Origin of the sequence: Streptomyces wedmorensis (assembly GCF_000716445.1) — a bacterium.
Taxonomy (GTDB): Bacteria; Actinomycetota; Actinomycetes; order Streptomycetales; family Streptomycetaceae; genus Streptomyces; species Streptomyces wedmorensis.
Genome location: NZ_JNWK01000007.1, coordinates 1 through 12,743 on the forward strand (window position 1 = coordinate 1; position 12,743 = coordinate 12,743).

Consider the following 12,743-nt stretch of genomic DNA (forward strand, 5'->3'; position numbering starts at 1 on the left):
GCACCGGGTGCGGGTTCAGGCGCGGAAGCCTGGGCCCGGCAAGGGGCGCCGTCCGTTGTGCCCACCCGTTCCGCCCCAGCGGAACGATTGCCCACAACGAGGCGGGGCGCAGGAGCGGGGGTGGGCACCGCCACAGCGGAACGAATGCCCACAAGGCGGGGGCGTGGGCTCACAGCGCGGGGCGCGGGCCCACCGCGTGGGGCGTTAGGGGGAGGTGGCGGTGGAGAGGCGGGTGGAGAGGGTTTGGATGTAGGTGATGAGGGGCGGGGGGCCGTGGACGGTGAAGTCGACGTCGAGGAGGGCGAGGCGGAGGGCGAGCCAGTCGACGGAGTCGGGGACACGCGCGCGCAGCCGGCAGCGTTCGGGACCGGCGGCCGTCGGCACGAGGTGCGCGGGAAGGCGGGCGGCCACGACCTCGGCCGGGGCGGCGAACTCGACGTCCAGGTCGACCTCGCCGTGCGCCCGGGCCATCGACCGGGCCATGTAGGTGGCGGCGTCGCCTGCGGGCAGCTCGCGCGGGGTGAAGCGCGCGCCGGTGGCGAACGGCTCGCTCACCCGGTCGACGCGGAAGGTCCGCCAGTCCTCGCGCCCGAGGTCGTAGGCGACGAGGTACCAGCGGCGCCCGGTGGAGACGAGCCGGTACGGCTCGACGAGGCGTTTCGTCTCGGTGCCGTCCCCGGCCCGGTAGCCGAACCGCAGCCGCTCGTGGCCGGTCACGGTGCCCGCGAGGGTGGTGAGGGTGGCGGGTGTGACGGTGACGCCGTCGCCCCTGACCAGGGGGATCGTCGCGTTCTGGAGGGTGGAGACGCGGTGCCGGAGCCGGGTGGGCAGGACCTGTTCCAGCTTCGCCAGGGCCCGTACGGAGGCCTCCTCGACGCCTTCGATGGCGTGCCCGGCTCCGGCCCGCAGGCCGACGGCGATCGCGACTGCCTCCTCGTCGTCGAGGAGCAGCGGCGGCATGGCCGTACCGGCGACGAGACGGTAGCCGCCGACCGCGCCGAGGGTCGCTTCGACGGGGTAGCCGAGGTCACGGAGGCGGTCGATGTCCCGGCGGATGGTGCGCGGGGAGACCGAGAGCCGTTCGGCGAGTTCGCTTCCGGGCCACTCGCGCGGGGTCTGGAGGAGCGAGAGCAGATTCAGGAGTCGTACCGGGGTGTCCGTCATGTCTTCCAGGATGCGGCTCATCTAGGACATCATTTGACCTAGATGGCTTCTATCTTCTTCCTATGAGTTCACACGACGCCGTCACGGATGCGGCCCCCACCGACACGGGTGACAAGCGGCGCTGGATAGCGCTCGCCATCGTCATGACAGCCGCCTTCATGGATCTGGTCGACGCCACGATCGTCAACATCGCGATCCCCAGCATCGAGCGGGACCTCGGCGCCACCTTCGGGGCCATCCAGTGGATCACCGCCGGGTACGCGCTCGCCTTCGCGGCCGGTCTGATCACCGGCGGCCGGCTCGGCGACATCTTCGGCCGCAAGCGCCTCTTCCTCCTCGGCACCGCCGGCTTCACGCTCGCCTCGGCGCTCTGCGGTTTCGCGGCCAACCAGGAGATGCTGGTCGGCTCCCGCCTCCTCCAGGGCGCGGCGGCCGCGATGATGGTGCCGCAGGTCCTGTCGATCATCCACGTCACGTTCCCGGCGCACGAGCGCGGCAAGGTCTTCGGGATGTTCGGCGCGATCATCGGTCTCGGCGCGGTCTCCGGCCCGCTGCTCGGCGCGCTGCTCACCCAGTGGAACATCGCGGGCCTGGAGTGGCGGCCGATCTTCCTGATCAACCTGCCGGTCGGCATCGCCGGCCTGCTCCTCGGCCGGAAGTTCATCACCGAGTCGAAGGCGCCGAAGGCGCTCCGGCTGGACATCGTCGGCATGCTCCTGGTGACGGCGGCGCTGCTCATGCTGATCTACCCGCTGACGCGCGGCCGTGAGCTGGACTGGCCGCTGTGGGGCCACCTGATGATGGCCGGCAGCCTGGCCGTCTTCGCGGCCTTCGTCGCGTACGAGAAGTACAAGACGAAGAAGGACGGCTCGCCGCTCGTCGAGCTGTCGCTGTTCAAGGTGAAGAGCTTCGCCGCCGGCATCGCGGTGCAGCTGACCTTCGGTGTCGTGCTCGGCATCTTCTTCCTGGTCTGGACGCTGTACATGCAGATCGGGCTCGGCTGGAGCCCGCTGAAGGCGGGCCTGACCGGGGTGCCGTTCTCCATCGCCGTCTCGACGGCCGCCGGGCTCTCGGTGCAGAAGCTGGTGCCGCGCTTCGGCCGCAAGGTCCTCCAGGCCGGCGCGCTGACGATGATCGCGGGCATCCTGCTCTACTTCTTCGAGGCGGGCCGGTACGGGACCGGGATCCACTCCTGGCAGATGATCGCCCCGCTGGTGGTCATGGGCCTCGGCATGGGCCTGATCGTGGCCCCGCTGACGGACGCCGTGCTCTCCGAGGTGCCGCGCGAGCACGCCGGCTCGGCCTCGGGCCTGATCAACACGACCGGCCAGATGGGCAACGCCCTCGGACTCGGCCTCGTCTCGGTCGTCTTCTTCGGTGTGGTCGACGACCATCACATCCAGGCCCCGACCGAGGTGGGCGCGGCCTTCACGGACGCCTTCCAGAACTCCCTCGGCTGGGCGGCCGGCGTACTCGCCGCGATCTTCCTCGTGATGTTCGCGCTCCCCGCGAAGCCCAAGCAGCACCTTGAGGGCGGCGACGGGGACGAGGACGCCCCCGAATCCGTCGAGAAGGAGCCGGCGCTCACGCACTGAGCCCTCGGTCTGCGATGGAGAGGCCCCGGCCCCGGGATTCGTCCCGGGGCCGGGGCCTCCCTCTGTGTGCGAGCGGCCGGCGGTGCCGGGTCAGCGGACGCGGGAGCGGTGCCGCATCGCTTCGCGGGCCGCGTCCTCGGAGTCGTACACCTCGCACATGTGGCGGCCGTCGGGGGTCGCGGTGTGCTCGACCTCCCAGAGGCTGACCTCGCTGCCGTCGAGCAGCAGGAACTGGTGCTCGTAGAGGGTGAAGCCGGCGTCTCGGCCGCCCTCGATCGGGCAGTGGCGTCCGAAGGCCTGGGTGATGTGGTGGGCGAAGGCCAGGCGGAGACGGCGGACCGTGGGCTCGCCCGGCCGGTCCGCGTTCTCCGCGCGCCGCAGGACGCGGCGCGCGTGGTCGGCGGAGTTGTCCGGCACGTACATCCGGGGCTGGGCCGGTATCGGGCGGGCGAGCAGGGCGCTCAGCAGCTCCAGGTCGTCGTCATCGTCGAGGGCGCGGCCGTTTGAGCGCTCGACGGTCCAGCCGGGCAGCGGTCCGGTCGGCAGCCGGGACGCGGCGAGCCGGGCCTCCGCCTCCTCCGCGTACAGCTCGTGCTGGAAGGCGCCGTCCCGGCCGGTGTTGTGCACGAGCTCCCAGAGGCTGAGCGCGCTTCCGTCGGGCAGCAGATACGTGTGGCGGTGGGTGGTGCGGTGCAGCGACGCGCTGTGGTGCGAGGAGTGCAGCGCGCTGGAGTGCGCGAGCGCCGAACCGAGGCGCTCGACGGTCGAGTCGGGCAGGTCGAAGGAGTTGAGCGCCCGGCCGAGGAGGCGCTCAAGGTGCGTCTCGGTCGTCTCGAAGGGATCGTGAGGATCCTGCGGATCGTTCAAGAGGGTCTCCAGGCCGTCGCCGCATGTCACTTGGTGCTTGCTTAACGTAGTCCCTGGGTCTGACATCGTGTCCGGGGTTCGGGAAAACGAAGGGCCCGCCCGGGAAGTTCCCGCCCGTCCTCCTCAACTCCCTTGGGCTTACCGGAAGTACGCGTCTGTGTCAGGTCCGTACAGCTCGCGGTACGACGGGAAGTCGCCGCCCGGCCCGCGCAGCCCGCCCGGGGCGGCGAGGACGGCGCGGACGATCGCCCGGGTCACCAGGTCCGCGCCCGCGGCCAGGATCTCGTTCAGGGCGAGCGGACCCGGCGCCTCCGGCAGCTCCCGCGCCCCGGTCGCGACCGCGAAGACCGTGTCCCCGTCGTTCATCAGGTGCACCGGACGCACCGCGCGCGCGATCCCGTCGTGCGCCGTGCCCGCGACCTTCCGCGCCTGGGCCCGGGTCAGCACCGCGTCCGTCGCGACGACGGCGAGCGTGGTGTTCAGCGGCGGCGGCGCGGACGCCTTCCGCGCCTCCGCGAGCCGCCGCCCGGCCGCCTCGTGGACCGAGGTCTCCGGGAAGACGAGCGGGCCCGCCGCGAAGTAGGCGCCGTAGGGGACGCCGTTCGTCGGGTCGACCGCCGCACCCACCGCGTTCACCACCACCAGCGCGCCCACCGTGATCCCCGACTCCAGGACCGCGCTCGCCGTCCCCACCCCGCCCCGCAGGCCGCCGACCACGACCCCGGTGCCCGCGCCGACCGCGCCCGTCTCCACGCGCGCGTGGTCCCCGCTCGCGTCGGCCGCCTCCACCGCCGCCCGGCCCGTCGCCGCGTCCGGCCGGGCCGCGAAGTCGCCGCCACGCCCCAGGTCGAAGACGCACGCCGCCGGCACCACCGGCACCACGTGCGCCGGGTCTGGTCCCACCCGCACCCCGCGGTGCCGCTCCTCCAGCCAGGCCATCACCCCGGCCGCGGAGTCGAGCCCGTACGCGCTCCCGCCCGTGAGCACCACCGCGTCGATCCGCTGCACCACGTTCCGGGGGTCCAGCGCGTCCGTCTCCCGCGTGCCGGGGCCCCCGCCCCGTACGTCCACGGCCGCGACCATCCCGCCCGCCGGCGCGAGCACCACCGTCGTACCGCTCAGCGCCCCGGGCCCGGCCACGCGCGCGTGGCCCACCCGCAGACCGCTCACATCCGTGATCGCGTCCTGCCGGGACGTTCCTTCGGGACGGGACGCTCCTTCGGGATCTGTCATGTCCCCTACCTACCACGCGCTGTGCGCGGGCGCGGCCCGAAGGCGGCGGGCCCCGCCCGTCGGCCCTCAGCCGGCAGGCGTCGCCCGGGTCGCCGGGTTGCGGGCCGTCAGGGTCACGCCGATCGCGACCGTCGCAGCGGCGACGAGTCCGGCGCAGAGGACCGCCCAGCGGCCGGCGAACGAGCACATGAGGACGGCGAACGCCGACACCGGGAGGACCAGCTGCTGGGCGATGCCGACCTTGAAGTAGCGGGCGTGGAGGAGCCACACGGACAGCAGGAACACGGCCGACGGGATGGTGACCGAGGCCGAGGCGGCGAGCGTGGAGATGTGCGCCTTGCCCACGGACTGCTCGACGGCGATCTCGAGGCCCGCGCCGACGGCTGCGGCCGAGGTGAAGATCACGTAGTGGCCGTAGCCCCAGAGGAAGCCCTGGCGGCTGGAGGTCAGCCGGGAGTGGGCGGGCACGACGAAGTAGATCCACCAGGCGGCGAAGACGAGCAGCAGACCGCCGGCGGCGATCGGCAGCAGCTCGCCGAGCGCGTCGTTCTCGACGACGCCCGACTTCACGGCCACGGTCGCCGCGGCGACGGTCTCGCCGAGCACGATGATGGTGAACAGGCCGTACCGCTCGGCGATGTGGTGCGGGTGCCAGGTGCTGGGGGCGTCCTTCTCCGCGTACACGGGCACGGCCATCTCGACGAGCGCCATGGCCAGGAAGACCCACGGCCGGGCCGGCTCCGGCGCGAGGACCAGGGCGAGCCAGCCCACCTGGCAGGCGAGGACCCCGCCCGCGTACCGCCGGCACATCGTCCGCTCGGCGGGGTCCACGGCGTGGTGCGCCGCACGCAGCCACTGCGACGCCAGCGCCACGCGCATGACCAGGTAGCCGAGGTACACGATGAGGAAGTCGTGCTCCTCCGCGGCGCGGGAGATCCCCGCGGCGAGCACGAGCACACCGGCGATCTGGACCAGCGTCACGACGCGGTACAGCACGTCGTCGTTGTCGTACGCCGACGCGAACCACGTGAAGTTCATCCACGCCCACCAGATCGCGAAGAACACCATCGCGTAGTTGGCGATCCCCTCGCCCGCGTGGCCCTCGGCGACCGCGTGCACGAGCTCCGCCCCCGCCTGCGCGACGGCGACGACGAAGCACAGGTCGAAGAACAGCTCCAGGGGCGTGGCGGCCCGATGGGACTCCTCACGGGAGCGCGCGGTGAGAGGCAGAAACGGTTGTGTCATGCGCCCCAGCACAGCAGAGCGGGCCGCCCGCCCGCTCGCATGCCACGCGGGTGCGGGGTGGCGGGGCCGCCTCCGCGTACCGAGCGGCGACCAGGCCCGCCAGGCGCGGGCTCGTCGCGCCCGGCTACCGGAGGGCGGAGACGGTCGCGGATCGGCTCGCGGGCTCGGGCGCCACGGTGTTCACGGGCGCCGACACGTCCACGAAGCTGAAGCTGCTCGGCGCGGACGTGGCGTCGTTCGGCGACCCGTTCGGGGAGGGACGGCAGGCCACCGAGATCGTGTTCTCGGACGGGCGGGAGGGCGTCTACAAGAAGCTGCCGCTCGGTCCGGAGGGGCGGCTCCTCGGCGGCATCCTGGTCGGCGACGCCGAGGCGTACGGCTCCCTCAGGCCGCACGCGGGACGGCCGCTCCCGGCGCCTCCCGAGTCGTTCCTGCTGCCGGCGAGCGGTGGTGCCGAGCCGCCGGGTGCGGATGCGCCGCCGGACGACGCCGTCGTCTGCTCCCGCCGCAACGTGACGAAGGGCGCGGTGGCCGGGGCGATCGCGGAGCACGGCCTGACCGACGTCGGCGGGATCAAGCGCCGCACGAAGGCGGGCACGGGCCGCGGCGGCTGTGTGAACACCCTCCAGGCCGTCCTGGACTCGGCGGGCGTGGAGCGGGCGCACGGCCTGTGCGGGCACTTCCCCGACCTGTCCCGGCCCGAGGTCTACGCCCTGGTCAAGGCCGAACGGATCCGCTCCTTCACCGAGTTGGCGGAGCGGTACGGCTCCGGCGGATCCGGCGGCACCGGCTGCACCGGCGGCTTCGGTGGCACCGTCTGCAAGCCGGTCGTCGCGAACGTCCTGGGCACCCTCGCGCCCGAGCTCGGCCTCCGGCACGTACTGGAGGGCGAGCAGGCCGCGCTCCAGGACTCCAACGACCTCTTCCTGGCCAACCTCCGGAAGGACGGCACCTATTCGGTGGTGCCGCGCGTGCCGGGCGGTGAGACCACCGCCGAGCAGCTGATCGTGATCGGCGAGGTGGCCAGGGACCACGGCCTCTACAGCAAGATCACCGGCGGTCGGCGGATCGACCTGTTCGGCGCGCGGAAGGAGGAACTGCCGGTCATCTGGCGGCGGCTGACCGACGCGGGCATCGACCGCTTCCTCATGTACTACGTACGGACCGGGGAGCGGCTCGAACGCACCTCGGCGTGGCTGGAGCGGCTCGACGGTGGCCTCGGCCACCTGCGCGAGGTCCTGACCGACGACTCCCCCGGGATCTGCGCCGAGCTCGAAGCGCAGAGGGAGCGGCACGTCTCCGCCTATCGGGACGAGTGGCGGGCCGTCCTCGACGACCCGGCGGCCCTGGCCCGCTTCGAGCCGCACGTGGCGGGCGTGGAGTTCCTGGAGCCGGGGCGTGGGCGGGCCGCCGTCCTCGACGACGGCACCGAGGCGGCGCTGTTCCGGGACGGGGACGGCGGGGTGTACGCGGTGGGCAACCGGGACCCGTTCTCCGGCGCCGACGTCATCGCGAACGGGATCATGGGCACCCGGGACGGGGTGCCGGTGGTGGCGTCCCCCATGCACAAGCAGGAGTTCGACCTGCGGACCGGGGTCTGCCTCGACGACCCCGAGGTGTCCCTGCCGGTGCTCCCGGTGCTCCCGGTGCTCCCGGTCCCTCCGGCACGCCGCTGACGGGACCTACGCCCCCTCCGACGGGCCGACCTACGCCCGCCCGTCCGGCGACCATCGGCACTCACGTACCCCTTGTGCCGCGGCGCAGCCTGGAAGGGCAAGGAAAGCCCCGCAGAGTCAGGGCCCCCGAAACATCAGGGAAGCGCCATGAGTTCCGTAGCCCAGGACAGCAGAACGGCCGGCCGGCCACCCGCCTCGTACGACACGGAGCAGTACCGCCCCGGCAAGCCGATCACCGACTGGGAGCCCGAGAACGAGCTCTTCTGGAAGTCCATCGGCAGGAAGGTCGCCACCCGCAACCTGTGGATCGCGGTGCCGGCGCTGCTGGTGGCCTTCGTGGTCTGGCAGGTGTGGTCGGTCACCGCGACCAACCTGAAGGACGTCGGCTTCGGCTTCTCCACCTCCCAGCTGTTCTGGCTGACGGCCATTCCCGGCCTGACCGGCGGCACGGCCCGGATCCTCTACACGTTCCTCGGCCCGATGGTCGGCCAGCGCCGCTTCACCGCCCTGTCGACCGCGGTGCTGGTCGTGCCGCTGATCTGGCTCGGCATCGCGATCCAGGACCCGACGACGCCGTACGCGGTGATGGTCGCCATCGCTGCCCTCTGCGGCATCGGCGGCGCGAACTTCGCGTCCTCCCTCGCCAACATCGGCTTCTTCTTCCCCAAGGCGAAGAAGGGCAGCGCGACCGGCATCAACGGCGGTCTCGGCAACCTGGGCGTCTCCGTCGTCCAGCTGCTGACCCCGATCGTCATCACCTGGTCGACCATCGCGATCGGCTCGGCCCAGCACAAGGCCGACGGCACCCCCGTCCACCTGCAGAACGCCGCCTTCCTCTGGGTCCCGGTGCTGCTGGTCCTCGCCGCGGTCGCCTGGTTCGGCCAGAACGACCTGAAGGTCGCCTCCACCCCGTTCAGCCGGCAGAAGATCATCTTCAAGCGCAAGCACAACTGGCTGATGACCTGGCTGTACGTCGGCACCTTCGGCTCCTTCATCGGCTTCGCGGCCGCCCTGCCGATGCTGATCAAGACCACGTTCCCGGACTACTCGATCGCCACCTACGCCTGGATGGGCCCCGCCGTGGGCGCCCTGGCACGCTGGGGCGGCGGCTGGATCGCCGACAAGTGGGGCGGCGCGCGGGTCACGATCCTGTCCTTCGTGGGCATGGCCGTCGCGATCGTCGGCGTGATCGATTTCCTGCCCTCCGGCGGCGACGGCGGTTCCTTCCACGGCTTCTTCTTCTGCTTCCTCGCCGCGTTCTTCTTCTCCGGAATCGGCAACGGCTCGACCTTCCGCCAGATCCCCGTCATCTTCCGCGGCACCCACCTCAAGGGGCTCCGGGAAGGCACCCCGGAGCACGCGAAGGCGCTGAAGCAGGCGGAGATGGAGTCCGGCGCCGTCACCGGCTTCACCTCGGCCATCGCGGCCTACGGCTTCTTCTTCATCCCGGCCCTCTTCGGCTCGGTGGCCGTGACCAGCGCGATGTGGGGATTCGTCGCCTTCTACGTCAGCTGCATGGTCGTGACCTGGTGGTTCTACGCCCGCAAGAACGCCGAGGCACCCAGCTGAACCGACCCCCGAGCAAAGGCCCCGCCACGGCGGGGCCTTTCCGCATGCCCGGAGCGGGACCTTGGGCCATCGACCGGTGACCAATGCCGACCGAGACGATCGATCAAAAGGAGTGAGATGGAGGGGCAACGACGCGATCGAATGATTCGAAGAAGGCGGTGCGGGCAGTGACTGCGACCCCTGCTGAAGCAACGGTGAACGGGCGGGCCTGGGAGGGCTTCAAGGGCGGGCTGTGGCGCGACGCCATCGACGTCCGCGACTTCATCCAGCAGAACTACACGCCGTACGAGGGCGACGACTCCTTCCTTGCCGGCCCCACCGAGCGGACCACCGCCGTGTGGAAGGCGATCACGGACAAGTTCCCCGAGGAGCGCGCCAAGGGCGTCCACGACGTCGCGTACGACGTCCCCTCGACCATCACCGCCCACGCCCCCGGCTACATCGACCGCGACAAGGACCTCATCGTCGGCCTGCAGACCGACGCCCCGCTGAAGCGCGCGATCATGCCGTACGGCGGCTGGCGGATGGTCGCCGGCGCCCTGGAGACCTACGGCTACCCGGTCTCCTCGGACCTCGAGAAGGTCTTCACCGAGTACCGCAAGACCCACAACGCCGGCGTCTTCGACGCGTACACCCCCGAGATCCGCGCCGCCCGCAAGGCCGGCGTCGTCACCGGCCTCCCCGACGCCTACGGCCGCGGCCGCATCATCGGCGACTACCGCCGCGTCGCCCTCTACGGCGTCGACCGGCTCGTCGAGGTGAAGAAGGAGGAGAAGGCGGAGCTGGACGCCCTCCCCGCCGGGAACCGCTCCCTGGAGGAGACCATCCGCCTGCGCGAGGAGCTCTCCGAGCAGATCCGCGCCCTAGGCGAACTCAAGGCGATGGCCGCCTCCTACGGCCACGACGTCTCCGGCCCCGCCGCCACCGGCCGCGAGGCGATCCAGTGGCTGTACTTCGCCTACCTCGCCGCCGTGAAGGAGCAGAACGGCGCCGCGATGTCCCTCGGCCGCACCTCCACCTTCCTCGACGTCTACCTCCAGCGCGACATCGAGGCCGGACTCCTCACCGAGGAGCAGGCCCAGGAGCTCGTCGACGACTTCATCATCAAGCTCCGCATCGTCCGCTTCCTGCGCACCCCCGAGTACGACGAGCTGTTCTCCGGGGACCCCACCTGGGTCACCGAGTCCATCGCCGGCATGGGCGAGGACGGCCGCCCGCTCGTCACGAAGACCTCCTTCCGCTACCTCCAGACCCTCTACGACCTCGGCCCGGCCCCCGAGCCGAACATGACGGTCTTCTGGTCGCCGCGGCTGCCCCAGGGCTTCAAGGAGTTCTGCGCCCGGGTCTCCATCGACACCTCCTCCGTGCAGTACGAGTCGGACGAGCTGATGCGCCCCCGCTTCGGCGACGACACCGCCATCGCCTGCTGCGTCTCCGCGATGCCCGTCGGCAAGCAGATGCAGTTCTTCGGCGCCCGCGTGAACCTCGCCAAGACCCTCCTCTACGCGATCAACGGCGGCCGCGACGAGAAGTCCGGCGCCCAGGTCGGCCCGGCCACCGGAGCCCTGACCTCCGAGGTCCTCGACTACGACGAGGTCATGGCCCGGTTCGACGAGCAGATGGAATGGCTCGCGAGCGTCTACGTCCACGCCCTGAACGTCATCCACTACATGCACGACCGGTACGCCTACGAGCGCGTCGAGATGGCGCTCCACGACCGCGACGTGCGCCGCACCATGGCCTGCGGCATCGCCGGCCTCTCCGTCGCCGCCGACTCCCTCTCCGCCGTCAAGTACGCCAAGGTCACCCCGGTCCGGGACGAGACCGGCCTCGCCACCGACTACGTCGTCGAGGGCGACTACCCGGCGTACGGCAACAACGACGAGCGGGTCGACGAGATCGCCGTCCGGCTGGTCGAGGAGTTCATGCGCAAGGTCCGCAGGCACCCCACCTACCGGAACGCCGAGCACACCCAGTCCGTCCTGACCATCACCTCCAACGTCGTCTACGGCAAGAAGACCGGCAACACCCCCGACGGGCGCCGCGCCGGCGAGCCCTTCTCGCCGGGCGCCAACCCGATGAACGGACGCGACACCCACGGCTACGTCGCCTCGGCGCTCTCGGTCGCCAAGCTCCCGTACGAGGACGCCGAGGACGGCATCTCGCTGACCAACACCGTCACCCCCGACGGCCTGGGCCGCACCCCCGAGGAGCGGATCAGGAACCTCGCGGGCGTCCTCGACGGCTACATGGCGAGCGACGGCTTCCACATGAACGTCAACGTCCTCAACCGCGACGTCCTCATGGACGCCATGGAGCACCCGGAGAACCACCCGCAGCTGACCATCCGGGTCTCCGGATACGCGGTCAACTTCGTCCGGCTCACCCGCGAACAGCAGCTCGACGTCCTCAACCGGACGTTCCACGGCTCCCTCTGAGCCCCTGACCCGCGCGGCCCCGGGCCCTTGCCTCTTCCACCCTCACCGGGGCACCGGGGCCGCGCGCCCCCTCTCTCCCCACTCCTTGCCGGGAGGCGCTGACATGACCACACTCCTCGGACCCGACGTCCCGGTCCGGCCCGCCACCCCGGCCGCGGCGGCGACCCGGCGGCCCTCCGAGGGCTCGGTCCACTCCTGGGACCTGTCCACCGGCGTCGACGGCCCCGGCACCCGCTTCGTCACCTTCCTCTCCGGCTGCCCCCTCACCTGTCTCTACTGCCACAACCCCGACACCTGGAAGATGCGCAACGGCAAGCGGACCTCCGCAGACGACGTGATCGCCGAAGCGGCCAAGTACGTGCGCTTCATCTCCGCCTCCGGCGGCGGCGCCACGATCTCCGGCGGCGAACCGCTCCTCCAGCCCGTCTTCACCGGCGAGCTCCTGCACCGGATGAAGCACGAACTCGGCCTCCACACGGCCCTCGACACCTCGGGCTTCCTGGGCGTCCGCGCCACCGACGCCCTGCTGCGCGACACCGACCTGGTCCTTCTCGACATCAAGTCCTGGGACCCGGACACGTACAAGAAGGTCACCGGCCGGCCACTGCCGCCGACCCTGGACTTCGCCCGCCGCCTCGCCGGCCTCGGCCAGGAGGTCCACGTCCGCTTCGTGCTCGTCCCGGGCCTCACCGACGACCCCGCCGACGTCGAGGGAGTCGCCGCCTTCGCCGCCGGTCTCGGCAACGTCTCCCGCGTGGACATCCTCCCCTTCCACAAGCTCGGCGAAGCGAAGTGGCAGGCACTCGCCATGCCGTTCACCCTGCACGACACCCCGTCCCCCACCCCCGAGCAGGTCGCCGCGGCCCGCGAGGTCTTCCAGGCCCACGGCCTGCACGCCGTCTGAACGACGCCCTCACCCGGTAACCACCCAAAACAGGAAAAAGGGTCCGTACGGT

Annotated in this window: 9 protein-coding genes; 5 read left to right on the forward strand and 4 right to left on the reverse strand. The window is 71.5% G+C overall.

From position 1 onward, the window contains the following. Positions 1-204: 204 nt before the first annotated feature. Complete coding sequence (locus OO54_RS07715; RefSeq protein WP_033202242.1) at positions 205-1,164, reverse strand: helix-turn-helix transcriptional regulator; 960 nt, start codon at positions 1,162-1,164, stop codon at positions 205-207. 62 nt (positions 1,165-1,226) lie between these two features. Between OO54_RS07715 and OO54_RS07720 the strand changes: the two genes are divergently transcribed. Then, complete coding sequence (locus OO54_RS07720; protein WP_033202103.1) at positions 1,227-2,759, forward strand: MFS transporter; 1,533 nt, start codon at positions 1,227-1,229, stop codon at positions 2,757-2,759. 90 nt (positions 2,760-2,849) lie between these two features. Here the strand turns inward: OO54_RS07720 and OO54_RS07725 are convergent, their stop codons facing one another. From OO54_RS07725 to OO54_RS07735, 3 genes are all read right to left on the reverse strand, one after another. Continuing rightward, positions 2,850-3,692 carry a DUF6227 family protein gene (locus OO54_RS07725; RefSeq protein WP_234439625.1) on the reverse strand — a complete coding sequence of 281 codons (843 nt, stop codon included), beginning with the start codon at positions 3,690-3,692 and terminating at the stop codon, positions 2,850-2,852. 72 nt (positions 3,693-3,764) lie between these two features. After that, complete coding sequence (locus OO54_RS07730; RefSeq protein ID WP_051786774.1) at positions 3,765-4,859, reverse strand: P1 family peptidase; 1,095 nt, start codon at positions 4,857-4,859, stop codon at positions 3,765-3,767. Between the two features lie 66 nt (positions 4,860-4,925). Continuing rightward, positions 4,926-6,104 (reverse strand): low temperature requirement protein A, encoded by a 1,179-nt coding sequence (locus tag OO54_RS07735; protein ID WP_033202104.1) that lies wholly within the window; start codon positions 6,102-6,104, stop codon positions 4,926-4,928. A gap of 50 nt (positions 6,105-6,154) precedes the next feature. Here OO54_RS07735 and OO54_RS07740 point away from each other — a divergent pair, with 50 nt between their 5' ends. The 4 genes from OO54_RS07740 to pflA all read left to right on the forward strand — a co-directional run bounded on the left by OO54_RS07740 (position 6,155) and on the right by pflA (position 12,691). Then, positions 6,155-7,780, forward strand: coding sequence for a nitrite reductase (NAD(P)H) small subunit (locus OO54_RS07740; RefSeq protein ID WP_418953291.1), 1,626 nt, complete (start codon positions 6,155-6,157; stop codon positions 7,778-7,780). Between the two features lie 147 nt (positions 7,781-7,927). Continuing rightward, entirely contained in the window at positions 7,928-9,349 is a 1,422-nt protein-coding gene (locus OO54_RS07745; protein WP_033202105.1) for an MFS transporter, read from the forward strand. A gap of 158 nt (positions 9,350-9,507) precedes the next feature. Continuing rightward, positions 9,508-11,787: a formate C-acetyltransferase gene (gene pflB, locus OO54_RS07750; RefSeq protein WP_106969989.1), complete on the forward strand. Its 2,280-nt coding sequence runs from the start codon at positions 9,508-9,510 to the stop codon at positions 11,785-11,787. Positions 11,788-11,890: 103 nt separating this feature from the next. Beyond that, positions 11,891-12,691 carry a pyruvate formate-lyase-activating protein gene (gene pflA, locus OO54_RS07755; RefSeq protein ID WP_033202107.1) on the forward strand — a complete coding sequence of 267 codons (801 nt, stop codon included), beginning with the start codon at positions 11,891-11,893 and terminating at the stop codon, positions 12,689-12,691. Positions 12,692-12,743 lie beyond the last annotated feature (52 nt).

Bases quoted from the DNA above. Each gene is read 5' to 3' on its own strand.
- OO54_RS07720 (WP_033202103.1), top strand. From the start codon at position 1,227: ATGAGTTCACACGACGCCGTCACGGATGCGGCCCCCACCGACACGGGT.
- pflA (WP_033202107.1), top strand. From the start codon at position 11,891: ATGACCACACTCCTCGGACCCGACGTCCCGGTCCGGCCCGCCACCCCG.
- OO54_RS07735 (WP_033202104.1), bottom strand. From the start codon at position 6,104: ATGACACAACCGTTTCTGCCTCTCACCGCGCGCTCCCGTGAGGAGTCC.
- OO54_RS07715 (WP_033202242.1), bottom strand. From the start codon at position 1,164: ATGACGGACACCCCGGTACGACTCCTGAATCTGCTCTCGCTCCTCCAG.
- OO54_RS07745 (WP_033202105.1), top strand. From the start codon at position 7,928: ATGAGTTCCGTAGCCCAGGACAGCAGAACGGCCGGCCGGCCACCCGCC.
- OO54_RS07725 (WP_234439625.1), bottom strand. From the start codon at position 3,692: ATGTCAGACCCAGGGACTACGTTAAGCAAGCACCAAGTGACATGCGGC.
- OO54_RS07730 (WP_051786774.1), bottom strand. From the start codon at position 4,859: ATGACAGATCCCGAAGGAGCGTCCCGTCCCGAAGGAACGTCCCGGCAG.